This is a genomic window from Streptomyces sp. B21-105 (genome assembly GCF_036898465.1).
In the GTDB taxonomy this organism is placed as follows: Bacteria; Actinomycetota; Actinomycetes; order Streptomycetales; family Streptomycetaceae; genus Streptomyces.
On record NZ_JARUMJ010000001.1, the window covers coordinates 4,499,933 to 4,515,949 of the forward strand.

The 16,017-nt window shown below is 71.7% G+C and carries 16 protein-coding genes, 1 tRNA gene and 1 other RNA gene; 1 reads left to right on the plus strand and 17 read right to left on the minus strand.

Annotation, left to right across the window (positions count from 1 at the left end; translation table 11 throughout):
- Positions 1-123 precede the first annotated feature (123 nt).
- From purD to ffs, 3 genes are all read right to left on the minus strand, one after another.
- Positions 124-1,377, minus strand: a complete 1,254-nt coding sequence (gene purD / locus QA802_RS20220) for a phosphoribosylamine--glycine ligase (protein ID WP_334524597.1) — start codon at positions 1,375-1,377, stop codon at positions 124-126.
- Positions 1,378-1,469: 92 nt separating this feature from the next.
- On the minus strand, positions 1,470-3,854 hold the full coding sequence (locus tag QA802_RS20225; protein ID WP_334524600.1) for a DNA polymerase III subunit gamma and tau: 2,385 nt from the start codon (positions 3,852-3,854) through the stop codon (positions 1,470-1,472).
- Between the two features lie 54 nt (positions 3,855-3,908).
- Positions 3,909-4,007, minus strand: an RNA gene (gene ffs / locus QA802_RS20230) — signal recognition particle sRNA small type.
- A gap of 71 nt (positions 4,008-4,078) precedes the next feature.
- On the opposite strand from ffs, the gene QA802_RS20235 reads away from it, so the two are divergent.
- Positions 4,079-4,166, plus strand: a tRNA-Ser gene (locus QA802_RS20235).
- 62 nt (positions 4,167-4,228) lie between these two features.
- On the opposite strand, the gene QA802_RS20240 is transcribed toward QA802_RS20235, so the two are convergent.
- The 14 genes from QA802_RS20240 to QA802_RS20305 form a co-directional block, all read right to left on the minus strand.
- Complete coding sequence (locus QA802_RS20240; protein ID WP_334524603.1) at positions 4,229-5,512, minus strand: tyrosine-type recombinase/integrase; 1,284 nt, start codon at positions 5,510-5,512, stop codon at positions 4,229-4,231.
- An 84-nt stretch (positions 5,513-5,596) separates the two neighbouring features.
- The gene (locus tag QA802_RS20245; protein WP_037725924.1) at positions 5,597-5,824 is read right to left on the minus strand and encodes an excisionase family DNA-binding protein; all 228 of its coding nucleotides are present in this window, start codon (positions 5,822-5,824) and stop codon (positions 5,597-5,599) included.
- 337 nt (positions 5,825-6,161) lie between these two features.
- Complete coding sequence (locus tag QA802_RS20250) at positions 6,162-7,724, minus strand: YfjI family protein (RefSeq protein WP_443042151.1); 1,563 nt, start codon at positions 7,722-7,724, stop codon at positions 6,162-6,164.
- A gap of 313 nt (positions 7,725-8,037) precedes the next feature.
- Positions 8,038-8,922 (minus strand): bifunctional DNA primase/polymerase, encoded by an 885-nt coding sequence (locus tag QA802_RS20255; protein WP_334524610.1) that lies wholly within the window; start codon positions 8,920-8,922, stop codon positions 8,038-8,040.
- Positions 8,919-9,566: a DNA methylase gene (locus QA802_RS20260; protein ID WP_334524613.1), complete on the minus strand. Its 648-nt coding sequence runs from the start codon at positions 9,564-9,566 to the stop codon at positions 8,919-8,921. Before QA802_RS20260 ends, QA802_RS20255 begins: the two co-directional genes overlap by 4 nt.
- Before the next feature lie 202 nt (positions 9,567-9,768).
- Positions 9,769-10,059, minus strand: a complete 291-nt coding sequence (locus QA802_RS20265; RefSeq protein ID WP_334524616.1) for a hypothetical protein — start codon at positions 10,057-10,059, stop codon at positions 9,769-9,771.
- A 13-nt stretch (positions 10,060-10,072) separates the two neighbouring features.
- Complete coding sequence (locus QA802_RS20270; protein ID WP_334524619.1) at positions 10,073-10,543, minus strand: hypothetical protein; 471 nt, start codon at positions 10,541-10,543, stop codon at positions 10,073-10,075.
- Between the two features lie 204 nt (positions 10,544-10,747).
- Complete coding sequence (locus tag QA802_RS20275) at positions 10,748-12,880, minus strand: FtsK/SpoIIIE domain-containing protein (protein ID WP_334524622.1); 2,133 nt, start codon at positions 12,878-12,880, stop codon at positions 10,748-10,750.
- Between the two features lie 87 nt (positions 12,881-12,967).
- Positions 12,968-13,270, minus strand: a complete 303-nt coding sequence (locus tag QA802_RS20280) for a hypothetical protein (protein ID WP_334524625.1) — start codon at positions 13,268-13,270, stop codon at positions 12,968-12,970.
- Positions 13,271-13,272: 2 nt separating this feature from the next.
- A complete protein-coding gene (locus QA802_RS20285) occupies positions 13,273-13,590 on the minus strand; it encodes a hypothetical protein (protein WP_334524628.1) in 318 nt (105 codons plus the stop codon).
- Between the two features lie 2 nt (positions 13,591-13,592).
- Positions 13,593-13,979 (minus strand): RRQRL motif-containing zinc-binding protein, encoded by a 387-nt coding sequence (locus tag QA802_RS20290; protein WP_334524631.1) that lies wholly within the window; start codon positions 13,977-13,979, stop codon positions 13,593-13,595.
- On the minus strand, positions 13,979-15,091 hold the full coding sequence (locus QA802_RS20295; RefSeq protein WP_334524634.1) for a conjugal transfer protein: 1,113 nt from the start codon (positions 15,089-15,091) through the stop codon (positions 13,979-13,981). Before QA802_RS20295 ends, QA802_RS20290 begins: the two co-directional genes overlap by 1 nt.
- Positions 15,088-15,537, minus strand: coding sequence for a Pycsar system effector family protein (locus tag QA802_RS20300; protein ID WP_334524636.1), 450 nt, complete (start codon positions 15,535-15,537; stop codon positions 15,088-15,090). The genes QA802_RS20295 and QA802_RS20300 overlap by 4 nt, the downstream gene beginning before the upstream one ends.
- Positions 15,534-15,824 carry a hypothetical protein gene (locus QA802_RS20305; protein WP_334534770.1) on the minus strand — a complete coding sequence of 97 codons (291 nt, stop codon included), beginning with the start codon at positions 15,822-15,824 and terminating at the stop codon, positions 15,534-15,536. Before QA802_RS20305 ends, QA802_RS20300 begins: the two co-directional genes overlap by 4 nt.
- Positions 15,825-16,017: the final 193 nt, after the last annotated feature.

Consider the following 16,017-nt stretch of genomic DNA (forward strand, 5'->3'; position numbering starts at 1 on the left):
CGGCCCCTCGGTGAGGGGTCCCGTGGAGGCCCGGGGCCTCGGATCAGTCGGCGAGTTGCCTGGTGGGACGCATGGGGGCGCGTGGGGCGGGCAGGGCGCCCGGGGCCGGCCCCGGGCGGAGCGTCACGCGCCCGCCGCCGCCCGCGCGGCGATGTCCGTACGGTGCTGGGAACCGTCGAGTCCGATGCGCGCGACCGCCCGGTACGCGCGCTCGCGCGCCTCACCGAGATCGGCGCCGGACGCGGTGACGGACAGCACGCGCCCGCCTGCGCTGACGACCGCGTCGCCGTCCTGCTTCGTCCCGGCATGCAGCACGTACGCGTGCGGGGCGTCCTCGGCGGCCACCTCGGCAAGGCCCGTGATGGGGTCGCCGGTGCGCGGGGCGTCCGGGTAGTTGTGCGAGGCGATGACGACGGTGACGGCCGCGTCGTCGCTCCAGCGCAGAGGCGGCAGGTCGGCGAGGTCGCCGGTGGCGGCGGCCTTCAGGACACCGGCCAGCGGCGTCCTCAGACGGGCCAGGACGACCTGCGTCTCGGGGTCCCCGAAGCGGGCGTTGAACTCGATGACGCGGACGCCGCGGCTGGTGATGGCGAGGCCCGCGTAGAGCAGCCCGGAGAACGGGGTGCCACGGCGGCGCATCTCGTCCACGGTCGGCTGCAGAACGGTCTCCATGACCTCGTCGACCAGCTTCGGATCGGCCCAGGACAGCGGCGAGTACGCGCCCATGCCGCCCGTGTTGGGACCCTCGTCGCCGTCGAGCGCGCGCTTGAAGTCCTGGGCGGGCTGGAGCGGGACGACGCTCACACCGTCGGTGACCGCGAAGAGGGAGACCTCCGGGCCGTCCAGGAACTCCTCGATGACGACGCGGTCGCAGGCAGCCGCGTGCGCCGCGGCGGCCTCCAGGTCGTCGGTGACGACGACGCCCTTGCCGGCCGCCAGACCGTCGTCCTTGACGACGTACGGCGCACCGAACGCGTCCAGGGCCTCGGCCGCCTCCTCCGGGGTGGTGCAGACGTAGGAGCGGGCGGTCGGCACGCCGGCCGCCGCCATCACGTCCTTGGCGAACGCCTTGGAGCCCTCCAGCTGCGCGGCCTCCTTCGAGGGGCCGAAGACCGGGATGCCGGCCTCGCGCACGGCGTCGGCCACCCCGGCGACCAGGGGCGCCTCCGGGCCGACGACGACCAGTTCGGCGCCCAGCTCGACGGCCAGCGCCTGCACGGCCTCGCCGTCCAGGGCGTCGACCCGGTGCAGCTCGGCGACCTCGGCGATGCCGGCGTTGCCGGGCGCGCAGTGCAGCGCGGTGACGGCGGGGTCGAGGGACAGGGAGCGGCACAGGGCGTGTTCGCGGGCGCCGCTGCCGATGACGAGGACGTTCACGGGGGTCAGCCTAACCGGCGGAGCCCGCGGCGTTTTGTGCGGGCTTCCGAAGAGCGGGGGAGTTCGGGCTTGTGCGTTCCTCCAGGATCCCGCTAGTCGTTGGTGAACTCCTCCACCACCGTCGCGCCAAGCTCGCGCACGATCAGTTCGTAACCCGAGAGGGCCGACTCGTTGAGGTCGGGGTCGTCGTCCTCCGGGGTGTCGTCCTCGGGGGCCACCGGCTCGGGAACGGCCGGGCGGGTCGGCGCGGGTCCGGCGGCGACGGACGCGGGGGCCGCCGCCGAGCCGGGCGCGGACGCCGGGCGAGCGGGACCGCCGGACGCGGCCGTCGCCGGCGCCGGCGACGCGGCCGCGGACATCGCCGCCGACCCTGGCGCACCGCCACCGCCACCGCCGTAGCCTCCCGGACCGCCGGAGCCGCCGTGCCCGCCGGCGTTACCGGTGCCGCTGCTGCCGTAACCGCCCGGGGCGCCGCCGCCCCCTCCGCCGAATCCGCCGCCGAACCCTCCACCGGGCGGGGGCGCCGAACCGCCGGACGGGTCGACGACGGCATCGATCTTCCACTGCACGTTGAACTGCTCGGACAGCGCCTGTCGCAGCACGTCCTCACTGCCGCTGCTCGCGAAGTTGTCCCGGGCGCCGGCGCTGACGAAGCCGATCTGCAGCGTCGTGCCGTCGAACCCGGCGACATGGGCGTTCTGGCTCAGCAGGATCCACGTGAACCGACGGCGGTTCTTGACGGCGTCCAGGATGTTCGGCCAGAGCATCCGGGGGTCGGGACCGCCGGCGGGCACCGCGTACCCGGCGGGCGCGGCGCCCGCCGCGGGCTGCGCGACCGGGGCGGCCGGGGCGGGCGCCGCCGGTGCCGTCGGTGACGCCGGTGGGCGACCGCCGCCGGCGGGCGTGGCCGTGGGCCAGCCGCCGGGCCGGCGTCCGCTGCCCGCCGCGGTGGCGGTGGGCCAGGCGCCGGGGGCGGGCTGGACGGGAGCCTCCTCGACGGGCCGGCCGGCCGGAACCGCCGGAGCAGCGGGCTGGACGGCAGCAGGCGGCGGGGAGGCCTGAACGGGCGCCGCCCCCTGAGCGCCGGTCTCCGGCTCCTGAGGCTGCCCCTGCGCCGGCCCCTGGCCTCGTACGGCAGCGCGGGCCGCCGCGGCCCCGCCGCCGGGCGCGACGGGAGCCCCCGCGGCGACGGCGGGACCGCCGTGCACCTCGGGCCCCGGCACATATCCCATGGCGGGCATGGCAGGCATGGCAGACGCTGCAGGCATGGCAGACGCTGCAGGCATGGCCGGCACTGGCCCCGCCCCCACCCCCGCCTGCACACCGCGCTCGATGCGGTCGAGGCGGGCCATGACCGATCGTTCGTCCCCATAGGCGGCGGGCAGCATCACGCGCGCGCAGATCAGCTCGAGCTGGAGCCGGGGCGAGGTCGCGCCGCGCATCTCCGTGAGGCCCTCGTTGACGAGGTCGGCGGCGCGGCTCAGCTCGGCGGCGCCGAAGACGCCGGCCTGGGCCTGCATACGCTCGATGACGTCGACCGGGGCGTCGATCAGCCCCTTCTCCGCCGCGTCCGGGACGGCGGCGAGGATGACGAGGTCCCGCAACCGCTCCAGCAGGTCGGCGACGAACCGCCGCGGATCGTTGCCCCCCTCGATGATCCGGTCCACCACCTCGAAGGCGGCGGCCCCGTCGCCGGTGGCGAAGGCCTCGACGACGGAGTCGAGCAGCGAGCTCTCCGTGTACCCGAGGAGGGAGGTGGCCATGGCGTACGTCACACCGGCGTCAGCGGCGCCGGCCAGCAGCTGGTCCATGACGGACATGGAGTCACGCACCGACCCGGCGCCGGAGCGCACGACGAGCGGCAGCACGCCGTCCTCGACGGGAATGCCCTCCTGCCCGCACACCTCGCCGAGGTACTCCCGCAGGGTCCCCGGCGGCACGAGGCGGAACGGATAGTGGTGCGTACGGGACCGGATGGTCCCGATGACCTTCTCGGGCTCGGTGGTGGCGAAGATGAACTTCAGATGCTCCGGCGGCTCCTCGACGACCTTGAGGAGCGCGTTGAAACCGGCCGACGTGACCATGTGGGCCTCGTCGATGATGTAGATCTTGTAGCGGCTGCGGGCCGGTCCGAAGAAGGCCTTCTCCCGCAGGTCACGCGCGTCGTCCACACCGCCGTGCGAAGCGGCGTCGATCTCGATGACGTCGATGGATCCCGGCCCGTTCCTGGCCAGGTCCTTGCACGACTCGCACTCCCCGCACGGGGTCGGCGTGGGCCCCTGCTCGCAGTTCAGGCACCGGGCCAGGATCCGCGCGCTGGTCGTCTTCCCGCAGCCACGCGGCCCGCTGAACAGGTACGCGTGATTGACCCGGTTGTTCCGCAGCGCCTGCTGCAGCGGGTCAGTGACATGCTCCTGCCCGATGACCTCGGCGAACGACTCCGGGCGGTAGCGGCGGTACAGCGCGAGGGAAGACACACATACGAGGTTATAGGCGACCACTGACATCGGACCCACGCCCAGCCCCCGGAAAACGCAAGCGCCCCCCACGCACCCGCCAGAGCCGACCTACCCTTGCTGCCTTCCGGCCCTGGGGGAGTTCAGTCAGATAGCGCCGCGTGAGGGGCTTCGCACAGGCTACAGGATCTGAGCGGGGGGAACGAGTTCGCGAGCACTCCTCAACGTCTTGTATTGTTTGCCGCGGAGGATTCGCCTAGTGGCCTAGGGCGCACGCTTGGAAAGCGTGTTGGGGGCAACCCCTCACGAGTTCGAATCTCGTATCCTCCGCCAGTGCCTCACCGGGCACGATGTCGAAGGGCTCCACCGTTCGCGGTGGGGCCCTTCGTCGTGTCTCAGACCTCGTTGTCCTGGTTTTTGTCCACAGCGGGTGTCTCCGGAGTTCCCCAGATGGCTTCGGCGATCTTCCGGGCGACGTCCTTCAGCATGGCGTCCGGCACATGCAGGTACCTCGCTCGCATGCTGTCGGACGTGCCCGGCTCCCACCCCATGATCTGATCAATGACGCGTGCCGGGACACCGAGCAGCATGAGCACGGTGGCGGCCGTGTGCCGGGCGTCGTGCAGCCGGGCGTTCCGGACCCCCGCGTCTTCGAGCAGGCGCTTCCAGTCGTGGTAGTCCGTGTTCGGGCTCAAAGGGCCACCCAGGGGCTTCGCGAACACGTAGTCCGACTCGGTCCACAGGTCGCCGGCCGCCTTACGCTCGCGCTCTTGCGTCTCGGCGTGGGCACGGAGCATGGCGACCAGGGGGCCCGGCAGGGGCACGGCGCGGCGACCGGCGCGGGACTTGGTGTTCTTGGTCTCGCGCCGCACCTGCACCTTGGCCGGGCAGTACCCCGCCTTCCGGCCGCACGGTGAGGCTTCCGGGCATCCGTGCTCGTACCGGGGGCGCAGACGGTTCCGGCGCAGCTTCAAATACTCGTTATCCAGGTCGACGTCAGACCAGCGCAGTCCGAGCGTTTCGCCCTGCCGCAATCCGAGCGCCAGCGCCAGCATCCAACGGGCCGTGTTCCGGCGCTTGTTGGCTTCGAGCAGCAGGCACTGAACCTCTTCCACGGAGTAGGGCTCAACCTCTGATTCGTCCTCTTCCATCCGGGGCGGCTTGGCCAACGCGGCAGCGTTCTTGGCCGCATAGCCACGCCGTACAGCCTCCCCGAGGGCAGTACGGGCGGTGCGGTGAGCCTGGTGAGCAGTACCAGCCTTGCGCGCTCCGTTGGCCTGCATACGGCGATACAGGCTCTCCAGGTGCTCAGGCTGCAAGCGGTCAAGGCGGTGCTTCCCGATACCGGGCACGAGGTGAACCCGAACGGCCACCTCGTAGCCGTCGTACGTGTTCTCGCTGACGGTCGGCTTGGCGATGTTCTCGACCCAGTGCTGAAGCCACTTCTCAACCGTCCACACCTTGCCGGGCTGTTGCGCCGAACCCGCGTCGCGCTGCTTCTCCAGCTTCTTGACTTCCTCGACCAGGTCCTCGCGCGTCTTGCGCGTGAGGTGTCGGCGGTAGGGCTCCCCGTTGTCCTTGTAGCCCATCGGTACACGGGCGTGCCAACGCTCGTCTTTCCCGAAGTAGATCGCGGATTCGCCGTTGGCGCGGCGGGTGCCCTTCTTCTTCTCTGCCACAGGCAGGCTCCTGTTTCTTGGTGTCGGGATGGAGACCGGGGCGGCGGGCTGTCCTGTCCGGGAGTGCCGCCGCACCGGGCGTGGTCAAGCGGCTCGTTTGGCCGCGCGTCGGCGAGCGAGGTATTCGGCGGGTGCGTCTGCGGGGACGCGACGGAGACGACCGATGTCGATGGACTCCAGTTCGCCGGTGCGGATGAGTGCGAAGCACGTGGTGCGCCCGATGCGGAGTCGGCGGGCGGCTTCTTCGACGGTGAGGAGAACCAACGTGGCGTCGTCGTCGGCGGGGGGCGCGAGGGTGCCGTGTTCGTCCAAGGCTCACTCCTGTGGGGCTGAGTTCATGGGCAAGTGCCGCCGCACAAACCGCAAAATCCGCAGAAAAGTCGGGGAGGGTTGCTGACCTGCGGTGATGTGGTGTGCGGGCGGTGGCGGACAGTGCTCCGCAGAAACCCGCGATATTCCGCAAAAATCAGGGGCGGCCAGTGACCGGCCCCGGTGGGTGGGGTGGTGCTCGGTTTTTTGCGGAATATCGCGGGATTGTGCGACGGGCCCCGGCCAGGATGGGGCGAGGGCCGCGTCGCAGGTCAGCGGGGGCGTCCAGGGTTATTGCGGATTTCGCGGTTTGTGCGGGAGGGGTCTGCGCGGGTAGGGGTCACCGGCCGCCGTGGCGCAGGGACGGGTGGGCGGCGAGGCGGGGGGCCGGCGGGCGTCCGCGCTTGCCGGTGCGCTCCGGCTGGTAGGACCGCAGATAGCCGTGGTCTTCCAAGAGCGCGAGGGCCGGTTCGAGATCCGCGACGGTGGGGACCTCGCTGCGGGACAGAACGGTGAAGACATCCCGTCGGCTGACGTCCTCCCATCCGTTGTCCCGCAGCGCTTCCAGCACGCTGCGGGCGCGAGACAGGACCGGGTCGGCGCCCATGACGTCGAACACGGCGAGGGCGTGAGCGGTGTAGTACTCCCCCAGCTCGATCGCCGCGTCCATGGTGGCGGCGGTGACCGGGTGGGCGTAACCGTTGCCACCGTGTTCGGCGAGGTGCAGCAGCGCGGCCATGCGAGCGGTCGCCCCGGCGAGTTTGCCGGCCCAGTTGGAGATGTGGCCCAGCTTGCCGCCACGTGCCTTGAGCTGCGGTTCGATGCGCTGCTGATAGGCGATCAGGGCCGCGTCAGCTTCCGGGGTGAGCTGGATGACGGCCGGGTCGGTCCACTCCGCCAGGGACAGGGTGAGGTCGATGACCCGGGCGGTGTAGGTGGCGGCCGTCTGTTCCGGGACGGGATCGGTGATGATCTGGCGTTCACCGACCGTGGAGGCGGGGAGGGAGTACAGGAACCGGGCCAGCAGTCCGCGCCCCTCGAACCCCTTCACCTTCCCGATGTCGCGCAGCACGTCCGGCTGGACGGCGAGGCCGATGGTCAGGGCGGGGGCGTCGATGTACTCGCGGCGGGTCTGCCGGTTCACCCGCAACCGGTCCCCGGCATGGCCTTTCAGGAAGACTTCCATGTTGGGGGCGCCGGAGTAGCGGCCGGCGATGATGTCGAAGATGCCGCCCTCGGCACTCATCACCGACAGCCGGCCGCCCTGCTCCGCCATGAGCGAGGTGACCGTCTCGGGGGTGGAATCGTCCGCCAACAGGACCGGTTCGGCGGGGACAGTGAGCGTGCCGGCCGTCTGCGCCAGACCGACGGCCGTGGCCACCATCTCCTGCCGCTTGTCGCTGTCGGCGGACGCGGCCTTGGCGGCGGCCTTGTCCGCCGCTTCCTTGGCCAACCGCGCCGTCAGCTCCGCCTCGACAATGACCGGCTGCATCGCGGTCTTGAGCTGTTTCTCCGCCTCGTACAGCGGGTTGGTCAGAAGCGCAAAGACGGCCGACTTTCGGTTGGCGGGCGGGAGCGCCACCACCGTGAAGAGGTTGGTGGGCTCACGCCAGTTGCCGCGCACGTGGACCACCGACCGGCCGCCGGCGGCCGTGGCGAGCACGGCGAGGGCGACCGATCCGGCGAGGTCCACCGGGGTCTGCGTCTCCTCCGCGACAGCCGCCACGTACTCCCCCAGCCAAGCGGGAAGGACGTGGGCGGGGAACGTCGGACGCTCGCGGCGGCCGGTGAGGGGGATGGGGTCTTCCCACACGTCCGGTGCCGTGTCGTCCTCGCCGGGCGGGTCTTCCAGGGTGGGCAGTCCGGCCCACAGGTCGGGACTGTCCACAGGCTGTGGAGTCATGAGGCGGCCCTCCCTTCGGTGGTGGTGTGGGGGCAGATGCCGACAATGACGCGGGCTTGCAGAGCGATGACGGCGGCGCGGCCCCGGGCACGTTCGTGCTCCCCGCAGGCACAGAGCCAGTCCGCGACCGGTACGCCCTGGCACCGGATCTGCAACCCCGGGGTGATGCCGGTGACGGTGACCGTCTGCGGGTCAGAGCCAACGGCAGAAAGGACGCCCTTGCGGGCGACGCCCTTCGGTTCGCCCACGGTCGGCCGTAGCGGGCCCTGTCCGGCGCCCTGAGGGTCGTTCGAGGGGGTTCGGGATGCTTTGCTCATGCCGCACGCCCGGAAGTCGCCTCAAGGCCGTTGGCGACCGCACGGCGGGCGTAGGGCTCGGGGACGCCCACGGCGACGGCGGCGGCCACGACCGCGTCCCCGAGTACGGCCAGTCCGCACGGTCCCGGACAGGCGGTGTGTTGGGCGGCGAGGAACCGCGCGACACCGAACGCCTGTGATCCGGCGCCGGATTCGGTGCGGGCCCGTACGAGGGCGAGGCCGCGTTCGAGACCGGTGCGGACGTAGCGCTCGGTGTGGCGGCACCCGGTGGCCACCGACCGGTCCCACGGGGTGCGGGTCGGAAGGGAAGAGGCCACCTCCCCCGGGGCGGGGGTGGTGTCTTCCTTCACCAGCAGGGCGCGCACGGCCGCCGGGAGGACGGTCATGCGGCTGGTTCCGGGTCCGAGCCAACGGGCGTACTGCATGAGCGACTTGACGTCGACACCGGGCCGGACCGCGTTCGCGGACGGCATGGCGCCCCGGTAGAGCCAGTGCTCACCGCGCGTCGTCGACACGACGCGGGTCGCGGGCAGGCTCTCGTGGGCCCATGCGACGGCCGCCGCGTTGTCCAGGTCGACGACCGTCAGCCCCGCCCCGCCGGGGTGGTAGGCGACGGTCACCGCCTCACGCCATACCGGCGCCCACAGGGGCGAGGTGAGGACGTGCGGGTCGGTGGTCGCGGCGGCCCACGCGTGGCACGGCGCCGGGCACCGGCAGGGGCCCGGCGTCTTCATGTTCGGCCGTCCGCCGCACCGGGGCGGGGTGCCCGCGCAGGTGCGGCAGTTGCCGAACGGGACCTTGCCCGCCCGCAGAGGCAGGACCGGGACACCGGCCGCCGCGAGGGCGAGGGCAACCCGCAGGACTTCGGGCGTCGCGCTCATGCCGCCGCTCCTGACGTCGCCGTGGCGGCGAGGCAGGCAGCACCGATGAACTCGGTGTAGGCGGGCGGGATCGCCTCCGTCAGTTCCTCGCGCACGTCGGTCCACGTGATACCCATGGCCGTCTGGAGTTCCGCCACGGACGGCTTGCCGCCGCCGTTGCCGTACGCCGCGACGTACGGGCCGTCGTAGAAACGGCCGTGCCGGTAACCGCGTACGCGGCCCCGGTGCGGGACGTGCGCCGGCCGCGCGGCCGTCCATCCGCCCAACTCGAAGTTGCGATGCCGAATGACCCCGAGACCGAACATCTCGCCGCACAGCGTCAAGTCCTTGCGGATCTCCGCGCGGCCGTTGGGTTGCTCGATCACGTACGGCAGGCCGGTCCGTTCCAACAGTTCGCGGACGGGGGCGACCAGGTCGACGTGTGCGCGGCCCCATCCCTGTGAGGCGTTGGTGCCGACGGTCAGGGCGCATCCGTGCTGGCACGGCGGGGACGCGTGGACGAACGCGTAGCGGCGGATCTCGCCGGAGGTGATCAGATGGGCGAGGTAGGCGAGGGCGTCACCCCGGTGGTAGGGGAAGGGGTAGTTGGGGCGGTCGGCGATGTCGCAGCCATCCACCGCGAACCCGGCGCGGTGGTAGCCCATGGCGGCACCACCGGCACACGAGAACAGATCCAACAGACGCGGCCGGGGCACTCGCCCCGTTCGGGTGGCAGGCCCCAAGGGGCCCTCGCCGAAAACGCACAGTTCGGTCATGCTGTAGGTCTCCTGTTCTGCTACGTCGGGATAGGGAGACCGTGGGCGGCGGGCTGTCCTTGTCCGGGAGTGCCGCCGCCCACGGGCGTAGCTAGAAGGGCGGTTCGTCGCCATAGCCGCCGGGCCCCCATGGGTCACGACCGGTGTCACGGCGACGCAGCCACCGGGGTCGATGCGGAAGCGGCAGCAGGACCATGCGCCACTCCGTCCAGCAGGGGCAGGGCTCCCACTCGGTGCCCTCGTACTCACCGTCGTAGTGGTTGCCGTAGTCGTGCGGGATGCCGCCCACGCCCTCGCAGTAGGGACAGTCCAGGCGGGGCGTGTCGGTGAGGATGAGCGCGTTGCGGGGCAGCGCGGCGCGCCGGATACGCAGGCGGATCACGGGTGGGCTCCTGTCAGCCGTAGAACTTGTTGCGCTTGATGACGGCCTTGCGGATGTTCACCGTGGTCCCGCCCTTGGCGCCGCCCGCGCTGAACACCTGCACGGCGATCCATCCGCCGAAGACGACAGCGGCGAGAGTGATGAGCTGCGTGATGAGCGCGGTCAGGGCGGTGATGAACGTGGTGAGGATCAGCAGGCCGCCGCACACGGCGAGGAACCCGATGCCCCCGAGGGCGACGTTGACGGCCGCGCGGGAGACGGGCGGCTTGTCGGCGACCGGTTCGGTCTTGGTCGGCTCGATGGCGTAGCCGGTGATGATCCGCCCGTCCGGCAGCACGATGCTCGCCACCGCCGGGATGGTGCCCGGCTGGACGGGCACGAGCGGCGCCGGCGCGACGGGGGCGGGGGTGATGGGGGTGGGGGTGGGGTGGTGGACTTCCACGGCCCGTACGGCGGGTGGGTGGTGGCCTTGCTCGGGGTACATGCGGAATCCCTTCTCGCAGTAAGCCAGGGAGGCGGAGACACCCCCTTGCAGGGGGCCGGTGGAGGGGGTTTCAGGGGTCTGACCTGGGGTGCCTCCCTACCTCCCTGGCTGATCATTTGTGCAGGTCAGGTGCAGGGAGGCGGGCCAGGGAGGGGGTCAGGGAGTTCTCCCTGCCTCCCTGACCCGTCGGGGGCGTGCTCCCTGTCATTCGGCGGTGGAAGCGGAACCTGTCGCGTCGCGGTTGGCGAGGGCACGGGTGAGGCGGTCGCGGCCGACGACCATGCGGCCGTCGGACTTGTACGGCTCAGCGCCGGTGCCGTCCAGGACGCGCTTGAGGTCGATGAACGACCAGCCGCCGTAGGCGTCCGTGTTGAGCGTGGCGAGCCGTTTGAGGACGTCCTGAGTCAGGACGCGGGAGGCGTCGCCGACCACGTTCGCGATGTCGGCGAGCGGGTCACGCTCCTCGCCCCGCTCGATGGCGTGCAGGGTGGTGACGCCGTCGCGCAGCGCCTTGGCCCGGTCGGTGATGGCTTCGGCCGCGTCGTCGTCGATGTAGTGCGTGCGCACGGTGATGGACGACTGTCCGGCCGGGATCGTGATGCCGTCGGAGGCGACGACCAGCGTTCCCCGGTCCAGACCCGGACGGAGCAGGTTCGGTGCCGCCCCGCCGTCGACGGCCTTGTCCCCGAGCGCCATGCGTGCCTGCGACTCGGTACCGAGCGCGAGGGAGGCGCGGGTATGGGCACCCTCGCGAACCAGCTTGGGCAGGTTCTCGTTCGTGGGGTCCTGGGTGCCCTGCCACATCAGCACGTTCACCGCCCGCCCCTGGTTGTGGATCTTCCGCACGGCCATGAAGTACCGCGAATTGGCCTTCGACCCGCCATAGGGGCGCTTGTCGGCGTCCTTGGCCGGGCACATGAACGCCACCTGCGCCTCGTCGACCAGCACGATCAGCGGCGGGAAGGTGGTGCCGGGAGGCGCCTGGATACGGCGGTTCATCTCCTCCACCGCGCCCTCGACCATCTCGGTCACCTGGATCACGTGCTCATCGGTGGGGCCCTGGATCAGGGTGGTGGCAAGGCCGTCGAACATGGCCCAGTCGCCCACGCCCTTGAGGTCGCCCATGAGGAACTGCACCGACTTGTCCAGCGAGAGCCACAGCGCCAGGGAGCGCAGGGCGACGGTCTTGCCCTGGTTGGACAGGCCGGTGATGAGCAGGTGTCGCTGGTAGAGGCTGAGTGCGGCGGCGTCGCCGCGCAGGTCTTGGCCCCACGGGGCGCGGCCCTTGGTGTAGTCGGCGGTCATGGTGTCGTCGGTGACCAGCGGGGACGGGCCGATCGGCTCGTCCAGCGCGCCGGAGTCGGCGACCCACAGCCGGACCGTGCGGGCGGCGGTGGGGATGGTGATGAACACTTCGTGTTCGTGCCGGGTGAGGTTCTCGGCGAGCTTGCGGCGCCGGTTCTGCACTTCGATGGTCGACACCCCCGAGGGAAGGGTGACGTCGACCTCGATGCCGCATCCGGCGATGGTGATCGGTCCGAGCATGGAGGCGCCGGCGTCGCCCATCTCCTTGATGGCGTTGCGCAGTGCGGGGACACCGAGGTCGCGCAGGGCCTTGACGACGATGGACGGGGTGATCGGCTCGCCCTCGCCACTGCGGACGTTCGCGGGAAGTGCCCACTGGGGTGCGGCTTGCTGCTTGCTGCCGACCGTCCACAGGGCGAGCAGGGCGAGGAACGGGCCGATGGTGAGCGCCGGGCCCCACACGATTTGGACGATGCGGATGAGCAGGGCGATGAAGTCGATGGTGGCCGACAGTGGGGTGATGACGTCGCCGATGTCGCCGTTGTTGATGGCCATGACCACCCCGAGGGCGACCAGAACCCCGATGCCCATGCCCGCGCCGACGGCCACGCCCTTGGCGGCCTCCACCGGGGAGTGCAAGAGGTCCATGCGGCGGTGGTGGCGGGCGGCGCGGAAGCGCTGCAACCGCTCCTCCCACTCCTCTGCCGCTTCCAGGTTCCCCGCGGCTTCGGCCGTGCGGATCATCCGCTCGTAGCGGGACCCGGTGCGGCCGTCCCAGGTTCGGCGGGCCACGATCCTTGCCCCGCCCACGACGTAGGCGCCGTGGCGGACGACGACGCGTCCGGTGTTCTTGGTGCGCTCGTCGGTGGCCACCCGCTTCACCGCGCGGCCGGAGCGCACCCACAGCGGCACCGGCCGCGCCGGCGGGGCGTCCGGGACGACGGTCAGCACCGTGGGGGCCGTGTCCGCCACGGGCTCAGCGGCCGGGGCGGGGGTGGTGTCTTTGTGCAGGTGGATGACGTTCTCGGACATGCTGGAACTGCTCCTGACTGCCCCGGCGGGGGCGGGAGGTTGAGGGCGCCCCCGCCCGGCAACCGGGCCGGACGGGGCGGGGATGGCTCAGCGGCCGTGGCGGGCGCGGTTCTCGGCGTGGCTGAGCTGCGAGGCGTCGGTGCGGGGGCCGTCCAGCCAGCAGAAGGGGCGGATGCCGTCGGCGGCCTTGAACACGCGGATGGCCGTACCCGGCACCGCGTGCGGGAGGCCGTAGACCCGCCCACCGGCAAGGGAGGCGAGCAGACGGGCACCGTGGTGCTCGCACCCGTCGGCGCCGGCGCCCCCGGAGTCCAGCACGCTCACCACGACCTCGCCCACGCAAGGGGTGGGGTCTTCCGGGTGCGCAGCCGGGCAACGGTCGTGAGTCATGCTCACCACCAACTCGACTTCTTCTTGGCGGCCTTGGCGCGGGCGGCCTCGGTGATCAGTCGCTGACGCTCGCCGTGCAGCGCCATCAGCTCCGCGTTCAGCCGCGTCTCGGCGGCGGAGCCGATGGAGTCCATGCGGTCCTCGGCGCCGGTCGTGCTGCGGCCCTTGTGGACGCTGCGCGCGCCCCTGGCCATGGCGCGGGTCATCGACAGCCGTTCACGGCTGGTCAGCGGCCACCACTCACCCCGGCGGACCGCTTCCAGCTTCTTCGCGGTCCGCTCGATCTCGCGGTCCAGGCGGCGTATCTCGGAGTTGCCCATGGTCAGTGGCTCCCTTCCGGCCCGTGCGGGTCGGGGTAGGCGCAGGGCACGCAGGTGCCCAGCGAGGTCGGGATGCAGTAGCTGTAGGTGATCCCGCAGAGCGGGCAGGTGCGGCGGGCGAGCATCGCCAGAGCCAGCGCGCCCCACTTGCGCGACGTCATCGGCCGCACCGGCTTGGCGAGGTCGATCCGGTAGAGGTAGGCGACCAGCGGCGGACGGCGATGCCGCCCCCGCATCACCTGAGCGGCCACCGGCTGACCACCCGGACGCAGACCCAGCGCGCGCAGTGCCCGGCGGGTGGCGTAGCCGTCCGGCGCGCACCGCCACGGGTAGGTGGGGATGCCGTAGCGGTCGCCGGTCGGGTCGAAGAACGCGACACGGGCGGCCATCAGGCGGCCTTGGCGGCGCGCTCAGCGAGGATCGTGTCCCGCAGCGTGCGGGCGTTCGCCGGGGACGTGCGGAGCGCGCGGCGGATGCCTTCGGCGGTCACCTTGGCGTGCGGCCAATCGGCCGTCGCCGTGCGTGCCTCGTCCAGGAGTTGAGCAGCGGTCCGGCGCGGCCGGGCCGATCGAGCGACCTCGGGAACCCGACCGGTCGCCCGGCGGGCCGGGGTCGACTCCGCCGCCACCGTCCGCTTCTCGATCGAGGCGACCGGCGCCCGGTCGACCGCCGGGGTGATGACGGGGACGGGCTTGAGCGGAAGGGTCGACTTCGTGTAGTCGACCGCCACCGGATCGGGCACCCGCACCACCGTCGCCGTGATCGGCGGCGGGGTCGATTCCGGCAGGTCAGCCATAGACCGTTTCCTCATGGTCTCGGTAGATTCCTCCGCATTCGTGACCGGTGCGGGAGTCGGGTCGGTGCCGCCGAACATCGACAGGAGCGCGGAGTTCGCACCGGCGGTGACGCGGTCGCGCTGGACGTCCAGCAGCCTCGATCCGAGCGCGGCGTCCCCGACCCCGACCTTGCGGGCGAGCCGCCATGACTTGCGCTCCGACCACTTCTTGACCCGGTCGCTGGGGTGGTGGGCGGCGCGAGCTTGGTGGTAGGCGAGGGCCTGGACGATGTCGGCGGTGCGTCGTTCGTGCTCCGCGTCGCGGCCGTCGGTGTGGACGACGATGCGGCGGGCGAGGAAAGCCATGCCTTCCGCAGAGACGGACATGCCCATCGGGGTGAGGGCGTAGATGACGGTGCGTCCGGGGTCGGGTGCGGCCATGGCGCCCATGACCGATGCGGCGGCCGGCAGCGCCCACAACCCCATCCGCACTATGCGCGGGGACGACTGGCCCAGCATGGTCAGACCCAGCAGCACCAGGGCGAGGACGGCGGTCGCACCCTCGCCGGCGGCCAGCGCCCCCAGCGCGGTGCCCTTGCCGTAGGAGTGCCCGATGTTGCTGTACGTCCCGATGCCGCCGATCACGCCCGTGGCGAGCATGGGCACGAACGCGGCCGACAGCACACCGATCTGAACTTTCGTAAGGGGCTTGCGGGTCCCGCTCATGCCGCACCTCCCAGGGCGAACACGACGGACAGGATGAGCAGGGCGCCGCCCGCGCACGTCAGGTCGACCGCGCGACGCAGGCAGGTGAACTTGGCGACCGCCAACCGGGACAGGCCCGCCACATCGGCGGCGAGGTCCCGGGACGCGGCGGTGTCGGTGATCTGCTCGGGGGTGAGCGTCGCCCACAGCGGGAAACCGTGCCGCCCCTTGATGTTGGGTCGCACCGACCGCAGCAGCAGACCGGCCGCCGCGACCAGCAGCGCCAGCCCGCACCCGCCCGCCACACAGGCGGAGACGTTCAGCGGCAGGTCACGGGCGACCGTCCACGCGCCGGCGAGCACCGCGCCGACGAACGCCAGCAGCAACGCCGTCTTGGCGTCGGTCCGCGCGATCTCCGCCTTCACCTCAGCGTGCGCGGCCGTCAGGTTCTGCGTCACGGCGCTCATGCCGCTTCCCCCGTCCCCGCCCGGTGGCCACGAACGGAACGCAGGAACGGGACCGTACGGGTCAGCGCGTGGGCGTACAGGGCGTCCCAACCGGCGATCTCGTCACCGGCCTCGCCCATCGCAACCAGGTCGGCGAGCACGTCACGGGCCGCGTCCTCACGGGCCGCACGCTCGCCGTCCGTCTCGAACTCCAGCGGGCCCCGGAACAGGTCGACGTCGATGCCGAGCGACAGTTCCGCGAACTCCATGTCGCCGTGCGCTTCCTGGCCGGCGACGAAAGTACGCATACGCATGGTGGTTCTCTCCTCTTGCTACGTCGGGAGGGAGACCGGGCGGCGGGCTGTCCTGTCCGGGAGTGCCGCCGCACCGGATTAAGGGCGGTCACCGCGTATCGCGGCGGGCCCAGCACCCCGGGCGGGAGTCGATCCCGCGCCCTCACGGCTTGATGCCGGGGCAGGTCTTGCGTGATGTCCCCCTTCG

Bases quoted from the DNA above. Each gene is read 5' to 3' on its own strand.
- QA802_RS20250 (WP_443042151.1), bottom strand. From the start codon at position 7,724: ATGACTCCACAGCCTGTGGACAGTCCCGACCTGTGGGCCGGACTGCCC.
- QA802_RS20255 (WP_334524610.1), bottom strand. From the start codon at position 8,922: ATGAGCGCGACGCCCGAAGTCCTGCGGGTTGCCCTCGCCCTCGCGGCG.
- QA802_RS20260 (WP_334524613.1), bottom strand. From the start codon at position 9,566: ATGGGCTACCACCGCGCCGGGTTCGCGGTGGATGGCTGCGACATCGCC.
- QA802_RS20270 (WP_334524619.1), bottom strand. From the start codon at position 10,543: ATGTACCCCGAGCAAGGCCACCACCCACCCGCCGTACGGGCCGTGGAA.
- QA802_RS20275 (WP_334524622.1), bottom strand. From the start codon at position 12,880: ATGTCCGAGAACGTCATCCACCTGCACAAAGACACCACCCCCGCCCCG.
- QA802_RS20280 (WP_334524625.1), bottom strand. From the start codon at position 13,270: ATGACTCACGACCGTTGCCCGGCTGCGCACCCGGAAGACCCCACCCCT.
- QA802_RS20285 (WP_334524628.1), bottom strand. From the start codon at position 13,590: ATGGGCAACTCCGAGATACGCCGCCTGGACCGCGAGATCGAGCGGACC.
- QA802_RS20290 (WP_334524631.1), bottom strand. From the start codon at position 13,979: ATGGCCGCCCGTGTCGCGTTCTTCGACCCGACCGGCGACCGCTACGGC.
- QA802_RS20295 (WP_334524634.1), bottom strand. From the start codon at position 15,091: ATGAGCGGGACCCGCAAGCCCCTTACGAAAGTTCAGATCGGTGTGCTG.
- QA802_RS20300 (WP_334524636.1), bottom strand. From the start codon at position 15,537: ATGAGCGCCGTGACGCAGAACCTGACGGCCGCGCACGCTGAGGTGAAG.
- QA802_RS20305 (WP_334534770.1), bottom strand. From the start codon at position 15,824: ATGCGTACTTTCGTCGCCGGCCAGGAAGCGCACGGCGACATGGAGTTC.